Raw genomic sequence first — 22,227 nt, forward strand, 5'->3', positions numbered from 1 at the left:
GGTTATTACTTGCGGCTAGCTTTTTCAAGCATGCGCAGAGCGCGCTCGTTAGCTTCGTCAGCAGTCTGTTGTGCTTTTTGAGCAGCAGCCAGAGCTTCATCAGCTTTACGGTAGGCTTCGTCTGCACGAGCCTGGGAGCGAGCTGCTGCGTCTTCAGTTGCAGTCAGACGAGCTTCGGTTTCTTTGGAGACGCTGCTGCAACCGGTAGCCAGAACTGCGGCCAGAGCCAGAGCAGAGAATTTCAGAACGTTGTTCATCGTGTTCCCCTTCAAGGACTTTCTATTAAATGGCTACTTCTCAGATTGAGCTTATAGCCGGCGTACATACTACCCATTACTTGTAGTAAGTAAACTGACGTAGCGCAAGAAGCAAAAAAAATTCTTGCGGCGAATCTGTTTTGGCTAACCTTGCGTGGGTTTGTATAAAAATTGTCCAGTTTTTTTCACTGGGCCCGCATCGAGCCTGGCTGAAAGCGCCAGCCTGCCTGTGTTGGGTCTTGTACATAGATGAAAATTTATATAACTATCCGAGCACTTCCGTTGCGCTTGGCGGTGCATGGTCTGGCATCTTTTTAAGCATGTAGAGGTGACTTTAAGAGCGCCTGTTCGTCTCAAGGTTCAACTGCCGGCAATGTTCAGGCTTTCGATCATCGATGGGTCGAAGCCCTTTCTGTATCCACCAGCGGCGGGGGATGGTGCATGCGCCTTGAGCAATTGCAGGATTGGTGCCTACTATTCCCTACGGGCTGGTTGCGAGCGCTAGAGGTATTCTCGTTGTCGAAACCGGCACGGGTTGGCGTAGATGTTCCTTCGCCGGAAAAACATCGGTAAGGTAGGGGTCAGAAACCAAGACCCGCGAGGAGTAGTGATGAGCGAGGCGTTGTCCATCCACCATGACCAGACGGGTCATCAGTTCGAGACCACTGTGGACGGTCATCGTGCCTACTTGACCTATATGGACCTTGGCAAACAGACCCTGGATATCTATCGCACCTTCGTGCCTAACGCGTTGAGAGGGCGTGGTATTGCGGCAGCGCTGACCGAGGAGGCCTTGAAGTTCGCCGAGGCGGCGGGCTACACGGTGATCCCGTCCTGCTCTTATGTAGAGCGTTATATGGAGCGCCACCAGCGCCATGCCGCCAAGTTGTAAGGCACCCAGATCAGCATAAAAAACGCCGGGCTCAGCCCGGCGTTTTTGTGTGCGTAAACCCGAGCCGGGTTCAGCCGCGTTGGCGCTTGGGCAATACATCCTTGAGCTTGGCGTGCATGCTGCGCAGGGTGTTCTCGGTGGCCGCCCAATCGATGCAGGCATCGGTGATCGACACGCCGTACTGCAAGTCGGCCAGGTCCTTGGGAATCGCCTGGCAACCCCAGTTCAAATGGCTCTCGACCATCAAGCCGATGATCGACTGGTTGCCTTCCAGGATCTGGTTGGCAACGTTTTCCATCACCAGCGGTTGCAGGGCCGGGTCCTTGTTGGAGTTGGCGTGGCTGCAGTCGACCATGATGTTCGGCTTGATCTTGGCCTTGTTCAGCGCCTGTTCGCACAATGCGACACTGACCGAATCATAGTTGGGCTTACCGTTGCCGCCACGCAGCACCACATGGCCGTAGGCATTGCCTTTGGTGGTGACGATGGAGACGCCGCCTTCCGGGTTGATACCCAGGAAACGGTGAGGGCTGGAGACCGATTGCAGTGCGTTGATCGCTACGGTCAGGCCGCCGTCGGTGCCATTCTTGAAGCCCACGGCCGACGACAGGCCGGACGCCATTTCGCGGTGGGTCTGGGATTCGGTGGTGCGTGCGCCAATGGCCGACCAACTGATCAGATCCTGCAGGTATTGCGGGGAGATCGGGTCCAGTGCTTCGGTGGCGGTGGGCAGGCCCATTTCGGCCAGATCCAGCAGCAATTGACGACCGATGTGCAAACCGTCCTGGATCTTGAACGAGTCGTCCAGGTACGGGTCGTTGATCAGACCTTTCCAGCCGACGGTGGTGCGCGGCTTTTCAAAGTAGACACGCATGACCAGATACAGGGTATCGGAGACTTCTGCCGCCAATACCTTGAGGCGCTCGGCGTATTCGTGAGCCGCCTTGAGGTCGTGGATCGAGCAAGGGCCGATCACCACGAAGAGGCGATGGTCGGTGCCGTCGAGGATATTACGAATGACTTCGCGGCCTTTGGTAACGGTCTGCAGGGCAGTCTCGCTCAAAGGGATTTCGCGCTTGAGCTGATCGGGGGTGATCAGAGTCTCGTTGGATTCGACGTTAAGGTCATTGATCGGTAAATCAGCCATCGTGTTACTCGTCAGGGTCACGGGTGCCGGCCGCCAGCCGTTCCCGTGCGGCGGTGCACAGCATGATTTGGATGCAGGGGGGAGGAACCTTAGCGCGTATTACGGGCCCGCGACAATGGGCGGCGCGGGTTTAATCCCGCACGGGCTGCACAAACGCGTCGTGGGAGAACTCTAACGCGTGCCGCGCAACCCATTCCCTGGCCAGGGCCTCGAACTGCTGAGGGGACGGCTCGGCATCTTCGTGCTGGCGGCAGTAGCGTTCTATCCGGCATGCTTGCTCGCCCATGCGCGCGCCGAACAGGGCATGTTCATCGGTGAACGAGATGCCCACACGATAGCCACCTTCAACCTTGCGGCACCAGGCCACGTACCCCGGATAGCGGGCGCTGGCGCCCAAGGATGGGATGTGCAGTTCCACCGCCGTGCCTTGCCGCCAGGCGCGCGGCCAATGACAAGCAATGCCGCCCAAGCCGGCAGTGAGGAGGCGTTGACGGGGAATGGCGGGAGAGGGGCGTTGGATTAACTCGACAGCGACATCATCAGGGTGAGGTAAAAAACGACCCATGTACACGGACTCCGAGCACCGTCCAGTTGACGGCGGTGGCAGCAGTATAGTGAAGGAACTGGAATTGACCGACCTGGATATTGACCAGCAATTGCTGGGATTGCCAGGGATTTCGCTGGTGGTATTTGTCAGCACCGGCTGTTCCAGTTGCCGCTGGGCGCGTCAGCAAATGCCGGGCTGGCGCTTGCCGGTAGACCGCGTGTGCTGGGTGGATGCTGGGCATAACGGCGGTGCGGTCGAACGTTACCAGATCTTTCATTTGCCGGCGTTGTTCGTGGTGTGCGAGGGTCAATTCCTTGGGCAATTGCAGACACGTCTTACACCTGCGGCCGTTGTCGAGGCAGTAAATGAAGCGCTTACCCGCACACCGGAGGAGTTGCCATGACCACAGTTACACCCCAGTCGCCTCGCATTGGCATCATCGGCACCGGCGCCATTGGCGGTTTTTATGGCTTGATGCTGGCGCGCGCCGGGTTTGATGTGCACTTTCTGCTGCGCAGCGAATATGCGGCGGTCAGCGAGCAGGGGTTGCGCGTGAACAGCAGTGTGCATGGTGCTTTGCATCTGCACCCCGTGCAGGCTTACGCCCAGGCAGCCGATATGCCGCCCTGCGATTGGTTGCTGGTAGGCACCAAGTCCACCGGCAATGTTGAGCTGGCACCGACCCTGGCCCAGGTTGCGGCGCCGGATGCCAAAGTGGTGTTGTTGCAAAACGGCCTCGATGTTGAGGACAGCCTGCGTGAACACTTGCCGGCATCGCTGCACCTGCTGGGCGGCTTGTGCTACATCGGCGTACACCGTTCCGGCCCCGGTGTGGTCGAGCACCAGGCCCTGGGGCGGGTCAACCTCGGCTATCACAGCGGCTCGGCCGCCAGCGATGAAAACCGTCAGAAGGAGATTGTCGAGGCCGGCGCCGCGTTGTTTCATCAGGCCGGTATCGAGTCACAGGCCATGGCCAATGTGCATCAGGCGCGCTGGCATAAATTGGTGTGGAACGTGCCTTTCAACGGCCTCTCGGTTTTATTGAAGGCTGGCACCACTAACCTGATGGCCGACACCTCCAGCCGCGAGCTGATCCAGGCGCTGATGGCCGAAGTGATACAGGGCGCCCATGCGTGTGGCCACGAAATCCCGGCCAGCTATGCCGAGCAGATGTTCGCCATGACCGAGACCATGGACGACTACCTGCCGAGCATGTATCACGACTATATGCACAAGCGCCCGCTGGAACTGGCGGCGATCTATGCACGGCCGTTATCCGCCGCCAAGGCCGCCGGGTGCGAGCTGCCGCGTATGCAGGCACTGCACCAGGCTTTGAGTTTTATTGATCGGCACAATCGCTGATCGGGAGGAGCACAGATGGCAAAGGGATTGGGTGACAAACTGGTGCTGGCGATTTCGTCGCGGGCGCTGTTCGACCTCAGCGAAAGTCACAAAATCTACCTGGCCGAAGGCGTGGAGACTTATCGCAAATACCAGATCGAACATGAAGAAGAGATCTTGGAACCCGGCGATGCCTTCCCGCTGGTCAAGAAACTGCTGAGCCTCAACGCCAGCCTGGGCCGTGCCCGTGTCGAGGTGGTGCTGGTGTCGCGCAACAGCGCCGACACCGGCCTACGCGTGTTCAATTCCATCCAGCATTACGGCCTGGATATTTCTCGCGCCGCGTTCGTTGGTGGGCGTAGTCCTTATCCTTATTTGGCGGCATTTGGTTGCCATCTGTTTTTGTCCACCCATGCCGAAGATGTGCGCAGCGCCCTGGATGCCGGTTTCGCGGCGGCGACGATTTTGTCCGGCGGTGCGCGCCGGGCCGGCAGCGAGGAATTGCGCATCGCCTTCGACGGCGACGCGGTGCTGTTCTCCGATGAATCCGAGCGTGTGTACCAGGCCGGAGGGCTTGAAGCATTCCAGGCCAGCGAGCGCGAATCGGCACGCCAGCCTTTGCATGGTGGGCCTTTCAAAGGGTTTCTGGCGGCGCTCAACTTGCTGCAACGTGAGTTTCCGGACGAGGCATGTCCAATCCGTACCGCACTGGTGACCGCGCGTTCGGCGCCGTCCCATGAGCGGGTGATCCGCACTTTGCGAGAGTGGGACATCCGGCTGGACGAGTCGCTGTTTCTCGGCGGGTTGGAGAAATCCGCGTTTCTTGAGGCATTCGCCGCCGATGTGTTTTTCGATGATCAGGCCGGTCATTGCGAGAAAGCCAGGGAGGTAGTCGCCACCGGGCATGTGCCTCATGGCATTAGCAATGAACTGAAGAGCCCGGTCTGAGCCAATCCAACTCCGCACGGCGCTGCTAAGCTGTTTTGATCTCCGCCATCCTGGCTGTCCAGGAGGTTTTTATGATTCGTTCGATGCTGTACGCCACGGACCTCGGCCTGTATGCGCCGTATGTGATGCAACATGCCTTGGCGCTGGCGCGGACGTTCAAGGCTGACCTGTACGTGATTCATGTGGTTGAACCTATCGGTCTGTTCGCCGAATCGGTGTTGCAGAGCTACCTTGATGAAAAGGCCTTGATTGAATGGCAGAGCCAGGGCCTGAGTACCATGATCGCAACGATCGAGCAGCGTGTACTGGAGAGTTTTCGTGAGGAGTTGGGGGAGGGCGAGCAGGACTTGAAGTGGATCCGCTCGGTGCGCGTGATTCAGGGCGACCCGTGCGAGGTGATTCTCGACCAACTGCGTAAACTTTCCGTCGACTTGTTGATCGTAGGAAGTCATAGCTCTACCAGTGCGCAGGCCACGCCATTGGGGCGTACTGCCACGCGGGTAGTGCAGCTGTCTACGGTGCCGGTTTACCTGGTGCCGTCGCTACAACGTCGACGCAGTGATGACGTGTAAATGGGAGATGGGATAAAAAGTTCTAGATTTATCCTTCTGACCTTTAATATAGTTATATATCGCTGCTGATACCCGTGGCGTCTATCTGCTTTGAGGGACACATATGAAGCTTCAACAACTGCGCTACATCTGGGAAGTGGCGCACCACGACCTCAACGTTTCCGCTACCGCTCAAAGCCTTTACACCTCGCAACCCGGTATCAGCAAGCAGATCCGCCTGCTCGAAGACGAGTTGGGCGTCGAAGTGTTCGCGCGCAGCGGCAAGCACCTCACCCGCGTGACACCGGCCGGTGAGCGCATCATCACCACCGCCGGCGAGATCCTGCGTAAAGTCGAAAGCATCAAACAGATCGCCCAGGAATTTTCCAACGAGAAAAAAGGCACCTTGTCGATCGCCACCACCCACACCCAGGCCCGTTATGCACTGCCACCGGTGATTCGCGATTTCATCAAACAGTACCCGGACGTGGCGTTGCACATGCACCAAGGGTCGCCGATGCAGATCGCCGAGATGGCCGCCGACGGCACCGTCGATTTCGCCATCGCCACCGAGGCGCTGGAGCTGTTCGGCGATCTGGTGATGATGCCGTGCTATCGCTGGAACCGTTGCGTGGTGGTGCCTCAGGGCCACCCGTTGGCCAAGCTGCCGAAACTGACCCTCGAAGCCTTGGCGGAATACCCGATCGTCACCTACGTGTTCGGGTTCACCGGCCGTTCCAAGCTTGATGAAGCCTTCAGTCATCGTGGCCTCACGCCGAAAGTGGTGTTTACCGCGGCCGACGCCGACGTAATCAAGACTTACGTGCGCCTGGGACTGGGGGTGGGTATCGTCGCCAAGATGGCGGTGGACACCAACCTCGATAAAGACTTGGTTGTGCTGGATGCCAGCGAATTGTTCGAGTCCAGCGTGACCAAGATCGGCTTCCGTCGCGGTACGTTCCTGCGCGGGTTCATGTGCGATTTCATCGAGAAGTTCGCCCCACACCTGACCCGCGAAGTGATGGCCAAGGCCATCCAGTGCCATAACAAGCAGGAGCTGGAAGAACTGTTCGACGGCGTGGAACTGCCGGTTCACTGACCTTAGGCGTTCGTACTCAGGGATCACCCAGGGCGCCAGGGTGAACAGGGCGTCCTATACGAACAAGCGCGCCTACCGATTATTTGGCGTCGGTAACCGTGAAGTACTGCCGGGCGCCAGCCACCAGCACTTCCACCTCATCGCCTTCGAACTTGCCCAGCAGGCTTTTGCCCAGGGGCGAGCGCGGGGTGATGACGGTCACCGGCTGGCCCACCACATCCACTTTCAATCCGGCCGCATCGGGCGCCAGGAACAGCCACTGCTGGCGGCCGTTCTGATCTTCCAGGCCCAGTAACGCACCGACTTCTATACCACGCTGCTCATCGTAGGGCCGCACTGGCAGGTTCTGGCACAGTGTCAGGGCCTGCTTGATTTCCTCTACGCGCCTGGCTTGCCCGGTCGCCAGGTAAGAGGCTTCCAGCCCGAGGGTGTCGTATTTGTTCTCGGCGATGTTTTCTTCATGGGTTGCGGTTTCGTAGGCGGTCTGCGCGGCACGTTGAGCGATGTCGAGATCGACGCCGAGTTTTTCCAGGATGAGCGTGTGGACAGCGTATTTATTCATGTTCATCAATCGCAGAATTGCAGGACGTTGGCGCGGGACTTCTCGGTCGGGGCGTTCTGGTCCTGTTGCAGCCAGAACTGGCATTTGGGGTTGGACAGGTTGCGCGCATTGTTGCGCGCCTGATCCAGGGCTTGTTGCTGCTCCTGTTTTTGCAAGTTCTGCTGGTACTGCTCGAACATTCGGTTGGGCGGTTCCGGCGCTACAGCGGCGGCGGGCGTGCCCCATTGCTGGACGGCCTGGGCCACTGGAGCCAAGGCTTGAGGGAAGAGGTAGCGCGAGGCCAGCCAAGTGGTCAGCACAATGGCGACGAACCCCAGCCATAGGCCCAGGGCGATGGCGAGCATAAGTTTGGGCAGCGATAACGGACGGTCAGACATGGCGGCCTCCTGGCGGGCATTGACGGCATGGCGGCGATTGTCGCACAGCCCCTGTGCAGAATAATCACGATCAAGCCTTCTGCATCCGTGCATTTATGCGGACAATCGCCCCTTTGATCGATGGAGCCCGGAATGAAAGCCCGCTGGGATATTTTTTGCAGCGTCGTCGATAACTACGGCGACATCGGCGTGACCTGGCGCCTGGCCCGGCAATTGGTGGTGGAGCACGCTTGCGCCGTGCGCTTGTGGGTCGATGACCTGCGCGCCTTCGAACGTATGTGCCCGGACATTGACACTCAGCTCGACCAGCAATGGCAAGAGGGCGTCGACGTGCGCCACTGGCCGGCCGAGTGGGCACAGGCTTCGGCGGCGGATGTTGTGATCGCAGCGTTCGCCTGTCAGTTGCCGCCGGACTATATGGAAGCCATGGCCGCGTGCGAACGGACTCCGCTGTGGATGAACCTGGATTACCTCAGCGCCGAAGAGTGGGTGGTGGGTTGCCATCGTTTGCCGTCGGTGAAGTTCAAGGGCGTGCAGAAGTACTTCTTCTTTCCGGGGTTCCGTGAAGGCACTGGAGGGTTATTGCGAGAGGCGGGGTTGCTGGAGCAACGTCAGGCTTTTCAGCAAGACGCCGAGGCGCAGCGACAATTCCTGCATGCGATGGGCGTATTTCCGACCATTGGCACGCGTTTGATCTCACTGTTTGCTTACGAAAACCCTGGGCTGGCCCCATGGCTGGACGTGTTATCGACGGACGGGACCGCCACTCATCTGTTGGTGCCCGAGGGGCGCATACTCGGCGATGTGCAGCGCTGGCTCGGCGTGGATGGGCTGGCCGCCGGGGATATTCATCGGCGCCAAGCCCTGACCGTGCAGGTGCTGCCGTTCGTGCGCCAGGAGCAATACGACCGTCTGCTCTGGTGCTGCGACTTCAATGCCGTGCGCGGCGAAGACTCGTTCGTGCGCGCCCAGTGGGCTGGCCGGCCGCTGTTGTGGCACATCTATCGCCAGGACGAAGACATTCATCTGGACAAACTCGACGCGTTTCTAAACCTCTACACCGCCGCGCTTTCTCCGGCGGCGAAAACTGCGCTCGTGGCTCTCTGGCAAGCCTGGAACACCGAGGGTGATATGGCCAGCGCTTGGAAAATGCTGCTGGAACACTGGTCCGAGGTAGCCCGGCATGCCGAGTCGTGGTGTCTGGAACAGGCATTGCAGGACGATCTTGCGACGGCGCTGGTACAGTTTTATGAAAGTTGGATATGATACGCGACCTTGATTTTTGTAAATCCCATCCAAATTTCGGATATACGTAATGAAAACTGGTAAAGAACTGAAACCCGGTACAGTGATCCGTCTCGAAAACGACCCTTGGCTGGTTCAGAAAGCTGAGTTCACCAAGTCTGGTCGTAACAGCGCAATCATGAAGACCAAGCTGAAGAACCTGCTGACCGGTTACAAGACCGAGATCGTCTACAGCGCCGACGACAAACTGGACGACGTGATCCTCGACCGCAAAGAAGCGACCCTGTCCTTCATCAGCGGCGACACCTACACGTTCATGGACACCACCGACTACACCATGTACGAGCTGAACGCTGAAGATATCGAAGCCGTTCTGCCGTTCATCGAAGAAGGCATGGAAGACGTCTGCGAAGCGATTTTCTTCGAAGAGCGCCTGGTTTCCGTAGAGCTGCCGACCACTATCGTGCGTAAGGTTGCCTACACCGAAGGTTCCGCCCGTGGCGACACTTCCGGCAAGGTGATGAAGCCTGCCAAGCTGAGCAACGGCACCGAACTGCAAGTAGCCGATTTCATCGAAATCGACGACTTGATCGAAATCGACACCCGTGAAGGTGGTTCGTACAAAGGTCGCGCCAAGAAGTAATTCTGGCTTCGCCGATACGAAAAAAAGCCCGACCTAGCGTCGGGCTTTTTCGTGGGCGGTGGGTTACTTCAGGTGTTGCTTGAGCTCATCGGACGCCTGTAACAGTGCCGAACGCACCGCCGGCACTTGGCTGACCACGTTAAGCAACCCGTAGTCGTGGATCATGCCGTTGTAACGCACCGCCGTCACCGGCACACCGGCCTCGTCCAGTTTGCGCGCGTACGCCTCGCCTTCGTCGCGCAGCACGTCGGCGCCGGCGGTCTGCACCATTGCTGGTGGTAGGCCCTTGAGTTGCGCGGTGGTGGCGCGCAGCGGTGAGGCGTAGATCTCGGCGCGTTGCTTGGCGTCGGTGGTGTAGTTGTCCCAGAACCACTTCATCATGTTTTTGGTAAGGAAGTGCCCTTCGGCGTACTGGTTGTAGGAAGCCGTCTCGAAGTTGGCGTTCGTTACCGGCCATAACAGCAACTGGAACTTGATTGCCGGCGTACCCTTGTCTTTGGCCATCAGGCTGACCACTGCGGCCATGTTGCCGCCGACGCTGTTACCGGCCACCGCCAGGCGCTTGCCGTCGACGTTGATCTCTTTGCCATGCTCGGCCACCCACTTCGTGGCGGCATAGGCCTGATTGATCGCCACCGGGTAATGGGCCTCGGGTGAAGGCGTGTAGTTGACGAACACTGCCGCCGCTCCCGAACCCGCCACCAGATCCCGTACCAAGCGTTCATGGGTAGGGTAATCCCCCAGCACCCAGCCGCCACCGTGGAAGAACATAAACACCGGCAATGTGCCTTTGACCCCGGCTGGACGCACGATGGTCAGCTCCAGCGGCTGGCCATCGACCTGGATGGTCTTGTGGCTCACGTCCGCCTGGGGCAGCGTCAGCTTCACCCCGGCCTGAGCGCCGGCCAGCACCGCGCGGGCGTCTTTCGGCGTCAGTTGTTCGATGGGTTTGCCGGTACCGGCATTCAACGCATCCAGAAAAGCCTGGGTGTTGTGCTCCACCTCGCCGGTCGCCGCGAAGGCGCTGCCGATGGACAGGGCGAGCAGGGTGCCGGTGAGTGCTTTACCAATGGTGTTCATGTGCTTCTCCTTAGGCGACAGCGTTGATCAGACGGTTACATGCAGACGTACGTCGACGTTGCCACGGGTGGCGTTGGAGTACGGGCAGACCTGGTGAGCGGCGTCGACTAGGCTTTGCGCATCCTCCTGGGTCAGGCCTGGCAGGCTGATGTGCAGGTCGATATCCAAGCCGAACCCGCCGGGGATCTGGCCGATACCGACGTGAGCGGTTATCGCGGCGTTATCCGGGATTTTGCGTTTGGTCTGGCTGGCGACGAACTTCAGTGCGCCGATAAAGCAGGCCGAGTAACCGGCGGCGAACAGTTGTTCCGGGTTGGTGGCCTGGCCGCCGGCACCGCCGAGTTCTTTCGGGGTGGAGAGCTTGACGTCGAGGATGTTATCGCTGGAAACAGCGCGACCATCACGGCCGCCGGTGGCGGTGGCTACTGCGGTATAGAGCGTTTGCATGGTGGAACCCTCGTTTTGTTTAGCGCTAAAGTTTTGTGCGCTAAGTAGTTGGTGAGGGCAAATGTATAGCGCTAATGTTTAGCGTGCAAGATAAAAGTTAAAAATATTTTCGTCCCGCTCTAAATCGCTGTGGGAGGGGGCTTGCCCCCGATGGCGGTTTATCAGTCGACAAATTTTTGACCGAGCTGCCGCAATCGGGGGCAAACCCCTCCCTCATGTCTTTGCTGTGTTCAGATCGCGCTTTGCAAGTTGCCGCGCAACGCGAGCAGATCCGCTTGCAGCTTGCGCAATTGGTCCAGCTCCAGACCGCTGGCGCCGAGAATGCATTGAGGGATCCCCATGGCCTTGTCTTGCAAGGCGCGGCCAGCATCGGTCAACTCCACCACCACCACGCGCTCGTCTTCGCGGCTGCGGGTGCGGCTGAGCAGACCTTCGGCTTCCAGACGCTTGAGCAGGGGAGTGAGGGAGCCGGGATCGGTCAACAGTCGGCTACTGATTTCACCGACGGTTAAACCGTCCTCTTCCCACAACACCATCATGGCCAGGTACTGCGGGTAGGTCAGGCCCAGCGCTTGCAGCAGCGGCTTGTAGACCTTGGTCATCAGCAGTGAGGTGGAATGCAGGGCGAAACACAGCTGATTGTCCAGCATCAGGGATTCGCAGGGGGCAGGGTTCTTGCTCATGGTGGCGCCTTAAAAACGTGTCTGCCCTGGAATCTAGCGGGCAAATCTTTAATGCGCCAGGTAATTCTGCCCTAACGGTCAGATCAAGCCGCTCTGCAGTGCCAGATCCCACGGTGGCACTGGGCTGAAACGCGTTTTCAAGTATTCGAGCAGCAGACGACTGCGGGCGTTGGGTTGTTGCTCCAGGCGCAAGGCGTAGATCCCGGTGGTTTCCGGACTGGGCAAACCGTTTTCGCAAAACAGCGGTAACAGTTCGCCGCGCACTAGGTACTCACTGGCCAACCATGTCGGCAGATGGGCGATACCCAGCCCGGCGAGCGCTCCGCAAAGCAAGGCTTCGGCGTTATTGGCGCTCATGCGGATGCGCTGCGGGCGGTAGGTGGCGCGACGCCCATCCAGCTCGAAGCGCCAGGCAAACATAGGCGCCAGTCCGTCCCAGTCCAAGCCATCGTGGTCGCTCAGTTCCCGAGGATGGGTCGGCGTGCCGCGGCCCTTCAGATAGGCCGGGCTGGCGCAGGCGATGCGCACGATGCTGGCCAATGGGGTGGCGATCAGCCGCGTATCGACGATATGCCCGGCGCGCAACACCAGATCGACTTTGCCCAGGTGCGCGCCCTGCATGTCCACGAAGCTATCGATCAGATGCAGGTGCACATCCAGCCCGGGGTATACGTTTAGGAAGTCGGCAATCACCGGTGCCAGGTGGCGTCGCCCAAAAGCGGCCGGCGCATCCACCCGTATCAAGCCTTCCGGCGCATGGCTTAGGGACACCGCTTCGGCTCTTGCCAGTTGCAGCTCGCTGACAATCCGCCGCGCCCGTTCGGCAAAGGCCAGGCCCGCCGGTGTCGGCACCACCGCGTGGGTGCTGCGCTGGAACAGACGACTGCCCACCGAATTTTCCAGGCTGTCGATACGCCGGGCCACGGCCGACGGCGTCAGCGGATGGCGACGCGCCGCGGCGGAGAAGCTGCCGGTCTCCAATACGTCGAGAAACAGGCTCAGTTGGTCGGTCAAGATGTTCGGGTTCATGGCGGCTGCTTGTGCGAGATTGGCACAGCCATTGTGCGTTGCTGTGCGTTTCCGCGCCAGGCGCGACTGCGTAGCATGCGAGGTCTTGGGTTGGTGGAGTAATGCGCGGTGTGGGATTTAGCGATTTATCTGGTATTGGGCGCAGCCCTCGGCACGGTCGGCGGGTTGTTCGGCATTGGCGGTGGGCTGATTGCTATTCCGGTGCTCGGCGTGCTGTTCGGCCTGGATCAACAGATTGCCCAGGGCACCGCGCTGGTCATGGTGGTGCCCAATGTGATGCTGGCGCTGTGGCGCTATCATCAGCGCAATCGCATCGAATTACGCCACGCCTTACCCTTGGGCGTAATGGGTTTTATCTTCGCCTGGCTGGGATCGATCTGGGCGGTCGGCCTGGACGCCGGAGCGATGCGCATCGGCTTTATCGTGTTTTTGCTGGTGCTGTCGGCCTACAACCTGGTGCGAATGTTCACGCGCAACGCACCAGCAACGGCGCAGATGCGCTACGGCTGGCCTTGGCTTGGCGTGCTGGGCGCGGCTTCCGGGTCCATGGGGGGCTTGTTTGGAGTGGGCGGCGCCGTGGTCGCCACGCCGGTGCTGACCAGCGTGTTCGGCACCACGCAGGTGGTCGCCCAAGGATTGTCCCTGGCGCTGGCGCTGCCCAGCACTGGCGTGACCCTGGTGACCTACGCCTGGCACCACGAAGTGGACTGGATGATCGGCTTGCCGCTGGCCATCGGCGGCCTGCTCAGCATCAGTTGGGGCGTGAAGGTCGCCCATGCCATGCCGGAACGCCTGCTACGCGGCCTGTTCTGCGCCTTCTTGGTGGTGTGCGCGGTGATGTTGACGTTTAAAGTCTGAATCCCTCTCGGATGTAATCGGCCAGGCACTCGGTGATCGGCGAGGTCATGCTGGCGTTGCGTAACAGGTGCAGGTTCATCGACGGCAGCGGCGGGAAGCCTTCGTCGCTGCCCAGTACGCGCAGTTCCTCGGTCACCAGGCTTTCCATGCAGATCATCACCGCCAGCCCGGCATTCACTACCGCCTGAATCGCCGCGACGTTGGAGCTGTGATACGCCAGGCGGTAGTCCCGTCCGGCCGCCTCCAGCGCGGCGCAGGTCCATTGGGTATAGACGCAATCGGTGCCGGAGACCGCCAGCGGCAGCGCATCATGTTCGTCCACGCAAAAGCACGGCGATGCCGCCCACACCATGCGTTCGGTACGCAGCAGCTCGCCGATTTCATGGCCCGGCTCGCGGCTGACCACGGTCAATGCCAGGTCCCGGCGCTGCATCAACACCGTGGACGACTCGCAGTGCATCTCGATCTGGATCAACGGGTATGCCTTGGAAAACGGCTTGAGAATGCCCGGCAGGAACCGCATTACGTAGTCGTCGGGCGTGCCGATGCGCACCAGCCCCACCATATGCGGCTCGCGCAAGGTGTTGAACACTTCGCTGTGCAGCTTGAGGATGCGTCGCGCATACCCCAGCAACACCTGGCCCTCGGGCGTCAAGCGCACCTGGCGGCCATCGCGCTCGAACAGTTTGCGCTGCAGCACGTCTTCCTCCAGGCGCTTCATCTGCATGCTCACCGCCGACTGCGTGCGGTTGACCAGCTCTCCAGCGCGGGTGAACCCGCCGTGATCGGCGATGGCGACGAAGGTGCGCAGCACATCCGTATCAATGCTTGGGTAACCGGACAATTGATCAATCTCCGAGATGGATTGCATAAGAAACATTCGTTGGATTGATCATAGGGCCAAGCACACACTGGCGTCATCCCCAAGGGAGGGTGACGAGATGAAAGGTCAGAAAGGTTTTGTGCTGTTGGCGAAACGCCCGTTTGCCGGGCTATTTCAGGTGCTGAGCCGTTGGCAGGTACTGCATCAGGAGCGTCGGTTGCTGGCGAGCTTGAGCGATGACGCATTGAAGGACATCGGCCTCAACCGCGCCGATGTGGAGCGCGAGCGTCATCAGCATTTCTGGCAGGACCCGCTGCGAAAATAACCATGGATGCAGTAGGGTAGGCGGCGAGCTCCACGGAGACTGCCATGCCTGCCGACCTGTGTTTTTCCCTCAAACAAGCGCGACGCCTGGCGCTGGCTGCCCAAGGGTTTTCCGGGCGTCAGCCGCCGACGTTGGTCAAGGCCTCCCATGTCAATCGCTTGATCGAGCGACTCGGGGTGTTGCAGATCGACTCGGTCAATGCGCTGGTGCGTTCCCATTACCTGCCATTGTTTTCCAGGCTAGGCCAGTACTCACCGGTGTTGCTGGAGCACGCCGCCTGGAGCCAGGGGCGGCGACGTTCGCTGTTCGAATATTGGGGGCACGAAGCCTCACTGCTGCCCATGGCGTTGTATCCGTTGCTGCGCTGGCGCATGGCTCGGGCGCAGCAGGGGCAGGGCATTTATGCGCAGATGGCGCGCTTTGGCCGCGAACAGCAAGCCGTTATCCAGCGCGTGCTGAAGACGGTGGTACAACAGGGCGCGCTGGGTGCCGGCAGTCTGTCGACCCGCGAGGAACGTGCCGGCCCGTGGTGGGACTGGAGTGACGAAAAGCACGCGCTGGAATGGCTGTTTGCTGCGGGCCTGGTCACCGTTGCCGGTCGGCGTGGGTTCGAGCGCCTTTACGATTTGCCTGAACGGGTGATCCCCGACGCCATCCTGAACACCCAGGTGAGTGAAGCCGAGGCGCAACGTGGCCTGTTGTTGCACAGCGCCACCGCGCTGGGGGTAGGTACTGAAAAAGACCTGCGCGATTACTTTCGTCTGGACCCCGCCGACAGCCGCATTCGCGTTGCCGAACTGGTGGAAGCGGGCCAGTTGCTCAATTGTCGGGTGCAGGATTGGAAGCAACCGGCGTACTGCCTGCCAGCCCCAACCGTGCCGCGCAAAGTACCGGCCAGTGCCTTGCTGTCGCCGTTCGACTCGCTGATCTGGGAGCGCAGCCGCACCGAGCGGCTGTTCGATTTCCGTTACCGCCTGGAGATCTACACGCCGCAACACAAGCGCGTGTACGGCTACTACGTGCTGCCGTTTCTGCACAATGAATGCATCGCCGCCCGGGTTGACCTGCGCGCCGAACGCGCCCACTCACGCCTGGCGGTGCATGCAGTGCACGAAGAAGCGCCAGGTCTGGACGAGGAGGGGATGCAGGCGTTGGCCGTGAATTTGCGCCAGATGGCCGACTGGCTGGGGTTGCAGCAGGTACAACTCAATTGCCAGAGGCCCAGTGCCGACCGATTGCGCAGTGCGATGATCGGCTTGGATGTTGGCCGTTAGGGCCTCATCGTGGGCAAGCCCACTCCCACATTGGAATGCAGGTTCGATTGCAGTGCATTCCCTGTGGGAGTGGGCTTGCCCACGAGGGCGTCGGCCCAGTCTCAGCGTTTGACCTGCTTCAACGTCTCGGCAATCAGGAACGCCAGCTCCAGCGACTGATCGGCATTCATCCGTGGGTCGCAGTGGGTGTGGTAGCGGTCTGACAAACCATCCTCGGTGATCGGCCGGGCGCCGCCGATGCATTCGGTGACGTTCTGCCCGGTCATCTCGATATGAATCCCGCCGGCATAGGTGCCCTCGGCCTGATGCACCTGGAAGAATGCCTTCACCTCCGCCAGGATCTGCGCAAAGTCCCGGGTCTTGTAGCCGCTGCTGGCCTTGATGGTGTTGCCGTGCATCGGGTCGGAACTCCACAGCACTTGCTTGCCCTCGCGCTGTACGGCGCGGATCAGATTGGGCAGGTGGTCGCCGACCTTGCCGGCGCCCATGCGCGCAATCAGGTTGAGGCGGCCGGGGTCGTTGTCCGGGTTGAGGATGTCGATCAGGCGGATCAGATCGTCCGGGTCCATGCTTGGGCCGACCTTGACGCCGATCGGGTTATTCACCCCGCGTAGGAACTCGACGTGGGCGCCATCCAACTGACGGGTGCGGTCACCGATCCACAGCATATGGGCCGAGCAGTCGTAGTAATCGTTGGTCAGGCTGTCACGGCGCACGAAGGCTTGTTCGTAATTGAGCAGCAGCGCTTCGTGGGCGGTGAAGAAGCTGGTCTCGCGCAGTTGCGGCGAACTGTCCATGCCGCAGGCGCGCATGAACGCCAACGTTTCGTCGATGCGGTCGGCCAGTTGGCTGTATTTGTCGGCCAGCGCGGAGTTGGCGATGAAGTCCAGGTTCCACTTGTGCACTTGGTGCAGGTCGGCAAACCCGCCCTGGGCGAAGGCGCGCAGCAGGTTGAGGGTGGCGGTGGACTGGTGGTAGGACTGCAGCAGCCGCTCCGGGTCCGGCACGCGGCTTTTTTCGTCGAAGCCAATGCCGTTGACGATATCGCCTCGGTAGGCGGGCAGGGTGATGCCATCGATGGTTTCATCGTTGGCCGAGCGCGGCTTGGCGAATTGACCGGCCATACGCCCGACTTTCACCACCGGGCAACCGGCAGCGAAGGTCATGACGATGGCCATCTGCAGCAGCACCTTGAAGGTGTCGCGGATTTTCGCGGCGGAGAACTCGGCAAAACTTTCGGCGCAGTCACCGCCCTGCAACAGGAAGGCGCGGCCTTGGGTCACTTCGGCAAACTGACGGCGCAACTCGCGGGCTTCCCCGGCGAACACCAGCGGCGGGTAGCTGGACAGGCTTTGCTCCACTTGCAACAGGTGCGCTGCATCCGGGTACTGGGGTTGTTGCTGGATCGGCAGGGCGCGCCAGCTCTCGGGGCTCCACGGTTGGCTCATCTTGAACTCGATTGGCTGATTGGCGGTCGGGCGCCAATGTTATCAGCAATTAGTGCGTGACCTGTTGCCGCCGGTTGGCCGACAATCGCGCCTTTGCCCAGCGGTAAACCCTTTAGGAGCAGTGATGACAGAGGAGCGTGTCGAGCGCGTGCTGGCCGAGGTCCATGATGACTTCGGCATGATCCGAGTGCTCGAAGTGGCCGACTACCGGTTTCTCGAATTCGGCGATGCCATCGAGCAAAGCTGTGTGTTCACCGCCGACCCGAGCTGGCTGGAGTACGACTACACCCGCGCCATGCTGATCGGCGCGTTGTGCCACGAGCAGCCCGAGAGCGCGCTGTTCCTTGGCCTGGGCGCCGGTACGCTGACCCAGGCATGCCTCAAGTTCCTGCCGTTGGAGGATGTCGAAGCCATCGAACTGCGCCCCGATGTGCCGCGCCTGGCCATCGAATACATGGGTTTGGACGACGATCCGCGCCTGTATATCCGCATCGGCGATGCCCTGGAGTTGCTGGAAAGCGCCGAACCGGCCGATCTGGTGTTCGTCGACCTGTATACCGATGTGGGCCCCGGCGTTGGGCACCTGGCGTGGGCCTTTCTGGAGAACTGCCAGAAGAAACTCAACCCCGGCGGCTGGCTGGTGATCAACCAGTGGGCCACCGACGACGGCAAACCGCTGGGCGCGGCGTTGCTGCGCGGTTTGTATCACCGGCATTACTGGGAATTGCCGGTGAAGGAGGGCAACGTCATCCTGTTGGTGCCGTCGGAATTGGATCAAGAGCTGGACATGCAAGCACTCTCGGCTCGCGCCGAAGCGCTGGCAGTGCGATTGGGGTACTCGTTGCAGCCGCTGATCAAGGCGATTCGGCCGGCTACTTAGTCGTCTACATACCTTTGAACACGCCGGGGCGCTTTTCGAGCATGGCGCGCACGCCTTCCCTGGCGTCCTCGCTGTTGAGCAACTGGTCGACCAGCGGTGGTAACGCGGCGGCGGCAGCGGTTTCGCCCTCGATGCGCGCCTGGCGTGCCGACATCAAGGTGGCCTGCACACCCAGCGGTGCCTGGCGTGCGATGCGGTTGGCCAGCTCGATGGCGCGGGGCAATAGGTCTTCGCTGGCCATGACCTCCTGCACCAGACCCAGGCGCAGGGCCTCGTGGGCGTCGAATTCATCGCCAGTGAGCAACCAGCGCATCGCGTTGCCCCAGCCGGCGATCTGATGGAAGCGTAATGTCGCACCGCCGAACGGAAAGATCCCACGTTGCACTTCCATTTGCGCAAAGCGCGTGTTGCTTGCGCACAGGTTGATATCCGCCGCCAGCATCAGCTCGATGCCTATGGTCAGGCAGTAGCCTTGTGCTGCGACGATGACCGGTTTACTCACCCTGGGGCCGGCGAACACGCCCCAGGGATCGCAGCCGCCCAACGGAGGTTGCCAGCCGCCGGCCATCACCGCCCTGACATTGGCCAGGTCCAGGCCGGCGGTGAAGTGCTCGCCGTGGGCAAACACTACCGCCACTCGTGCCTGGTCGTTTCGATCAAATTCGCCATAGGCCAGGCTCAACTCATTGAGCAGATCCAGATCAAAGGCGTTGCGCTTGGCCACCCGGTCAAGCCCCAGCAGCAGGACATGTCCCAGAAGTTCACGACTGACGCGGCTACTGCTGGCTTGATTCATGGGACGAACCCTCGGGTGTGGAGGAAGGTTTCAGACCGAAGGGGCCTGAAGGTCAGGTGAACCGTTTAAGCGTTCTGACCAGCAGGACCGGGCCTCTGAAAAATAGACCCTGCCGGTGTGATCTGCAAAAGTGGTGAGGCACTGCGGTTTATCGGTGTTCTCCGATAAAAAAAGCTCCCTTTTTCAGCTATTTCCGGTATAGTGCGCGCCGGCCTTTAACCGGGCCGCGTTTAGGTAGCGCAATTCCCCGAAGTCAGCTTCGGCTGCACGTCCGCACAGCGGACTCTCCCTTGACGAATCTTTTTCATTCATTCGTTTTCGCAAATCCCCGCCGACAAAGCAGCCAGGGCGACTCTTGAGTCTCAACACGGCATGCGCAGCTTTGGAGCATGGGTCTTTGCGGATGCACTCAGAGGCAGACCCATGACCCAGGAAACCGGCGGCTTCGCCGCTTTTAATCTTAATCCGAACATTCTTGCAGCCGTCGCAGCGACCGGCTATGAAGAACCTTCGGCTATTCAGCAGCAATCGATCCCAATCATCATGGCCGGTAAGGACATGATTGGCCAGGCGCAAACCGGTACCGGTAAAACCGCCGCGTTCGCCCTGCCTATCCTGCAGTGCATCGATCCTGCCAAGCGCGAACCGCAAGCCCTGATCCTGGCGCCAACCCGTGAGTTGGCGCTGCAAGTAGCAACCGCTTTCGAAACCTACGCCAAGCAAATGCCTGGTGTAACCGTTGTGGCCGTTTACGGCGGCGCGCCGATGGGCCCGCAACTGAAAGCCATCCGTAATGGCGCACAGATTGTTGTCGCTACCCCGGGCCGTCTGTGCGACCACCTGCGTCGTGACGAGAAAGTCCTGTCGACCGTGAACCATCTGGTGCTCGACGAAGCCGACGAAATGTTGAAGCTGGGCTTCATGGACGACCTGGAAGTCATCTTCAAGGCTCTGCCAGCGACCCGTCAGACCGTACTGTTTTCGGCCACGCTGCCTCAGTCGATCCGTGCCATCGCCGAACGCCACCTGCGCGATCCGGAGCACGTGAAGATCCAGACCAAGACTCAGACCGTTACCGCGATCGAACAGGCTCACCTGTTGGTTCACGCTGACCAGAAGACCTCGGCTGTATTGAGCCTGCTGGAAGTCGAAGACTTCGATGCCCTGATCATGTTCGTGCGCACCAAGCAAGCGACCCTGGATCTGGCCAGTGCCCTGGAAGCCAAAGGCTACAAGGCCGCTGCGCTGAACGGTGACATCGCCCAGAACCAGCGTGAGCGCGTGATCGACTCCCTCAAGGATGGCCGTCTGGACATCGTTGTGGCGACCGACGTTGCTGCTCGCGGCCTCGACGTTCCACGTATCACTCACGTGTTCAACGTTGACATGCCGTACGATCCGGAATCCTACGTTCACCGTATCGGCCGTACCGGCCGTGCCGGTCGCGAAGGTCGTGCCTTGTTGCTGGTGACGCCGCGTGAGCGCCGCATGCTGCAAGTGATCGAGCGTGTGACCGGTCAGAAGGTGGCCGAAGTACGCCTGCCGGATGCCCAGGCCGTTCTCGATGCCCGCATCAAGAAACTGACCAACAGCCTGGCACCCCTGGTGGCTGACGCTGAATCGACCCACGGCGACTTGCTGGACCGCCTGACCGCCGATATCGGTTGCACCCCGCGTGCTCTGGCCGCCGCACTGCTGCGCAAGGCCACCAACGGTCAGGCGCTGACCCTGGCCGCCATCGAGAAAGAACGCCCACTGGTTCCGAACAGCGCCCCGCGCGGTGATCGTCCAGAGCGTTCCGGCGACCGTCCGGACCGTGGTGATCGTGAGCGTCGCGCTCCGGTGCCATTGGCCGAAGGCCGTGCCCGTTGCCGTACCGCGCTGGGTGCGCGTGACGGTATCGCTGCCAAGAACCTGCTGGGCGCTATCCTCAACGAGGGTGGCCTGGCGCGTGAGGCTATCGGTCGCATTCAGGTCCGTGACAGCTTCTCCCTGGTGGAGCTGCCGGAAGACGGTCTGGAAAAACTGCTGGCCAAACTGAAAGACACTCGCGTTGCCGGTAAGCAGCTGAAGCTGCGTCGCTACCGCGAAGATTGATCGGCCCTTGGGCTGATTGATCGAAAATAAAAAAATCCCCGACTGGTTCGGGGATTTTTTTTGCCTGACTTTACGGTTAGTCGAATCGGTAGATGTCCATGCCGAGCGCGCCCATCGTGAAGCCTTGGTGCGCCACACCGAACGTGCCGCCGGCGCCACGCGCGAAGAACAACGGCAACAGGTGTTCGTCGCTCGGATGGCTGCGCACGGCATAGGGCGCCTGGCGACGATAGTCGTGCAGGGCCGCTTCATCATTGGCCGCCAGTTTATCCACCACCCAATCGCGGAACTCCCGCGCCCAGGGCTCGATGCTCTCCGGTCCCGCGTGCCAGTCCAGTTCACCCAGGTTATGGGTGATGCTGCCGGAACCGATCAGCAACACGCCTTGGCTGCGCAGGCCGGCAAGGGCGTGGCCAATGCGAGTTTGCAGGGCAGGGCCCATACGGCTGGGCAGGGAAACTTGCACCACGGGGATGTCGGCTGCCGGGTACATCAGCGAGAGCGGCACCCAAGTGCCATGATCAAAAGGGCGGCGCTCATCGATGCTCGCATTCAAGCCGTCGGCGTGGAGCAATGCGACAACTTCGCTGGCCAACTGCGGGTTCCCTGGCGCTGGGTACTGCACGGCGAACAGCTCGCGGGGAAAACCGCCGAAGTCGTGCCAGGTTTCCGGGGCGGCACTGCCGCTGACCAGCAATTCCTCGCTTTCCCAGTGGGCCGACACAACTACAATGGCCTTCGGTCTGGGCAATTGCTCGGCGAGGCGCTGCAGAGCAGGACCGCTGGCGCCGGGTTGCAGGGCCAGCATGGGTGAGCCATGGGAGATAAACAGGCTAGGGAGCATTTGAAGGGTCCTGAGCGTTAACATGGGCCCATCT

The 22,227-nt window shown here is 60.5% G+C and carries 26 protein-coding genes; 13 read left to right on the forward strand and 13 right to left on the reverse strand.

Features of this window, described 5'->3' with window-relative positions:
* Positions 1-5 precede the first annotated feature (5 nt).
* On the reverse strand, positions 6-257 hold the full coding sequence (oprI, locus tag FIV35_RS12340; protein WP_003172710.1) for an outer membrane lipoprotei OprI: 252 nt from the start codon (positions 255-257) through the stop codon (positions 6-8).
* Between the two features lie 610 nt (positions 258-867).
* Between oprI and FIV35_RS12345 the strand changes: the two genes are divergently transcribed.
* Positions 868-1,149, forward strand: coding sequence for a GNAT family N-acetyltransferase (locus FIV35_RS12345; RefSeq protein ID WP_034096580.1), 282 nt, complete (start codon positions 868-870; stop codon positions 1,147-1,149).
* A gap of 70 nt (positions 1,150-1,219) precedes the next feature.
* Here the strand turns inward: FIV35_RS12345 and FIV35_RS12350 are convergent, their stop codons facing one another.
* A complete protein-coding gene (locus tag FIV35_RS12350) occupies positions 1,220-2,296 on the reverse strand; it encodes a 3-deoxy-7-phosphoheptulonate synthase (RefSeq protein ID WP_034096581.1) in 1,077 nt (358 codons plus the stop codon).
* 130 nt (positions 2,297-2,426) lie between these two features.
* Positions 2,427-2,861: a PilZ domain-containing protein gene (locus FIV35_RS12355; RefSeq protein WP_034137501.1), complete on the reverse strand. Its 435-nt coding sequence runs from the start codon at positions 2,859-2,861 to the stop codon at positions 2,427-2,429.
* Between FIV35_RS12355 and FIV35_RS12360 the strand changes: the two genes are divergently transcribed.
* The 5 genes from FIV35_RS12360 to cysB all read left to right on the forward strand — a co-directional run bounded on the left by FIV35_RS12360 (position 2,860) and on the right by cysB (position 6,782).
* Positions 2,860-3,246, forward strand: a complete 387-nt coding sequence (locus tag FIV35_RS12360; RefSeq protein WP_034137502.1) for a YbbN family protein — start codon at positions 2,860-2,862, stop codon at positions 3,244-3,246. The two genes, FIV35_RS12355 and FIV35_RS12360, sit on opposite strands and share 2 nt — an antisense overlap.
* Positions 3,243-4,205, forward strand: coding sequence for a putative 2-dehydropantoate 2-reductase (locus FIV35_RS12365; RefSeq protein WP_034137503.1), 963 nt, complete (start codon positions 3,243-3,245; stop codon positions 4,203-4,205). The genes FIV35_RS12360 and FIV35_RS12365 overlap by 4 nt, the downstream gene beginning before the upstream one ends.
* A gap of 15 nt (positions 4,206-4,220) precedes the next feature.
* Complete coding sequence (locus FIV35_RS12370) at positions 4,221-5,132, forward strand: 5'-nucleotidase (protein WP_034137504.1); 912 nt, start codon at positions 4,221-4,223, stop codon at positions 5,130-5,132.
* A 71-nt stretch (positions 5,133-5,203) separates the two neighbouring features.
* Positions 5,204-5,704 carry a universal stress protein gene (locus tag FIV35_RS12375; protein ID WP_034096586.1) on the forward strand — a complete coding sequence of 167 codons (501 nt, stop codon included), beginning with the start codon at positions 5,204-5,206 and terminating at the stop codon, positions 5,702-5,704.
* 103 nt (positions 5,705-5,807) lie between these two features.
* Positions 5,808-6,782 carry an HTH-type transcriptional regulator CysB gene (cysB, locus tag FIV35_RS12380; protein WP_003189876.1) on the forward strand — a complete coding sequence of 325 codons (975 nt, stop codon included), beginning with the start codon at positions 5,808-5,810 and terminating at the stop codon, positions 6,780-6,782.
* A gap of 79 nt (positions 6,783-6,861) precedes the next feature.
* Here the strand turns inward: cysB and FIV35_RS12385 are convergent, their stop codons facing one another.
* Positions 6,862-7,344, reverse strand: coding sequence for a GreA/GreB family elongation factor (locus FIV35_RS12385; protein ID WP_034096791.1), 483 nt, complete (start codon positions 7,342-7,344; stop codon positions 6,862-6,864).
* Positions 7,345-7,349: 5 nt separating this feature from the next.
* The gene (locus FIV35_RS12390) at positions 7,350-7,721 is read right to left on the reverse strand and encodes a hypothetical protein (RefSeq protein ID WP_034137505.1); all 372 of its coding nucleotides are present in this window, start codon (positions 7,719-7,721) and stop codon (positions 7,350-7,352) included.
* Between the two features lie 132 nt (positions 7,722-7,853).
* Between FIV35_RS12390 and earP the strand changes: the two genes are divergently transcribed.
* Together earP and FIV35_RS12400 are read left to right on the forward strand one after the other, a co-directional pair.
* Positions 7,854-8,987 (forward strand): elongation factor P maturation arginine rhamnosyltransferase EarP, encoded by a 1,134-nt coding sequence (earP, locus tag FIV35_RS12395; RefSeq protein WP_034137506.1) that lies wholly within the window; start codon positions 7,854-7,856, stop codon positions 8,985-8,987.
* A gap of 49 nt (positions 8,988-9,036) precedes the next feature.
* Positions 9,037-9,609, forward strand: a complete 573-nt coding sequence (locus FIV35_RS12400; RefSeq protein WP_003172723.1) for an elongation factor P — start codon at positions 9,037-9,039, stop codon at positions 9,607-9,609.
* A 63-nt stretch (positions 9,610-9,672) separates the two neighbouring features.
* On the opposite strand, the gene FIV35_RS12405 is transcribed toward FIV35_RS12400, so the two are convergent.
* From FIV35_RS12405 to FIV35_RS12420, 4 genes are all read right to left on the reverse strand, one after another.
* Positions 9,673-10,689, reverse strand: a complete 1,017-nt coding sequence (locus tag FIV35_RS12405; protein ID WP_034137507.1) for an alpha/beta hydrolase — start codon at positions 10,687-10,689, stop codon at positions 9,673-9,675.
* A 27-nt stretch (positions 10,690-10,716) separates the two neighbouring features.
* Entirely contained in the window at positions 10,717-11,136 is a 420-nt protein-coding gene (locus FIV35_RS12410) for an organic hydroperoxide resistance protein (RefSeq protein ID WP_034137508.1), read from the reverse strand.
* Positions 11,137-11,366: 230 nt separating this feature from the next.
* Positions 11,367-11,819 (reverse strand): MarR family winged helix-turn-helix transcriptional regulator, encoded by a 453-nt coding sequence (locus FIV35_RS12415; protein WP_034137509.1) that lies wholly within the window; start codon positions 11,817-11,819, stop codon positions 11,367-11,369.
* Positions 11,820-11,897: 78 nt separating this feature from the next.
* Positions 11,898-12,848: a LysR family transcriptional regulator gene (locus FIV35_RS12420; protein ID WP_034137510.1), complete on the reverse strand. Its 951-nt coding sequence runs from the start codon at positions 12,846-12,848 to the stop codon at positions 11,898-11,900.
* Positions 12,849-12,956: 108 nt separating this feature from the next.
* Between FIV35_RS12420 and FIV35_RS12425 the strand changes: the two genes are divergently transcribed.
* Positions 12,957-13,706, forward strand: coding sequence for a sulfite exporter TauE/SafE family protein (locus FIV35_RS12425; RefSeq protein WP_034137511.1), 750 nt, complete (start codon positions 12,957-12,959; stop codon positions 13,704-13,706).
* Here the strand turns inward: FIV35_RS12425 and FIV35_RS12430 are convergent.
* Positions 13,696-14,577 carry a LysR family transcriptional regulator gene (locus FIV35_RS12430; RefSeq protein ID WP_034137512.1) on the reverse strand — a complete coding sequence of 294 codons (882 nt, stop codon included), beginning with the start codon at positions 14,575-14,577 and terminating at the stop codon, positions 13,696-13,698. The two genes, FIV35_RS12425 and FIV35_RS12430, sit on opposite strands and share 11 nt — an antisense overlap.
* 70 nt (positions 14,578-14,647) lie before the next feature.
* Between FIV35_RS12430 and FIV35_RS12435 the strand changes: the two genes are divergently transcribed.
* On the forward strand, positions 14,648-14,854 hold the full coding sequence (locus FIV35_RS12435; RefSeq protein ID WP_034137513.1) for a DUF1127 domain-containing protein: 207 nt from the start codon (positions 14,648-14,650) through the stop codon (positions 14,852-14,854).
* 44 nt (positions 14,855-14,898) lie between these two features.
* Complete coding sequence (locus FIV35_RS12440; protein WP_034137514.1) at positions 14,899-16,128, forward strand: winged helix-turn-helix domain-containing protein; 1,230 nt, start codon at positions 14,899-14,901, stop codon at positions 16,126-16,128.
* Between the two features lie 101 nt (positions 16,129-16,229).
* Here the strand turns inward: FIV35_RS12440 and FIV35_RS12445 are convergent, their stop codons facing one another.
* Complete coding sequence (locus tag FIV35_RS12445; protein WP_034137515.1) at positions 16,230-17,576, reverse strand: class II 3-deoxy-7-phosphoheptulonate synthase; 1,347 nt, start codon at positions 17,574-17,576, stop codon at positions 16,230-16,232.
* Positions 17,577-17,700: 124 nt separating this feature from the next.
* On the opposite strand from FIV35_RS12445, the gene FIV35_RS12450 reads away from it, so the two are divergent.
* Entirely contained in the window at positions 17,701-18,456 is a 756-nt protein-coding gene (locus tag FIV35_RS12450) for a spermidine synthase (protein ID WP_034137516.1), read from the forward strand.
* A 4-nt stretch (positions 18,457-18,460) separates the two neighbouring features.
* Here the strand turns inward: FIV35_RS12450 and FIV35_RS12455 are convergent, their stop codons facing one another.
* Entirely contained in the window at positions 18,461-19,252 is a 792-nt protein-coding gene (locus FIV35_RS12455) for a crotonase/enoyl-CoA hydratase family protein (protein ID WP_034137517.1), read from the reverse strand.
* A 423-nt stretch (positions 19,253-19,675) separates the two neighbouring features.
* On the opposite strand from FIV35_RS12455, the gene FIV35_RS12465 reads away from it, so the two are divergent.
* Positions 19,676-21,349, forward strand: coding sequence for a DEAD/DEAH box helicase (locus tag FIV35_RS12465; RefSeq protein ID WP_034137518.1), 1,674 nt, complete (start codon positions 19,676-19,678; stop codon positions 21,347-21,349).
* Positions 21,350-21,425: 76 nt separating this feature from the next.
* On the opposite strand, the gene FIV35_RS12470 is transcribed toward FIV35_RS12465, so the two are convergent.
* Positions 21,426-22,193 (reverse strand): DODA-type extradiol aromatic ring-opening family dioxygenase, encoded by a 768-nt coding sequence (locus tag FIV35_RS12470; RefSeq protein ID WP_034137519.1) that lies wholly within the window; start codon positions 22,191-22,193, stop codon positions 21,426-21,428.
* Between the last annotated feature and the right edge of the window lie 34 nt (positions 22,194-22,227).

The organism is Pseudomonas rhodesiae, assembly GCF_007858255.1.
Lineage (GTDB): Bacteria > Pseudomonadota > Gammaproteobacteria > Pseudomonadales > Pseudomonadaceae > Aquipseudomonas > Aquipseudomonas rhodesiae.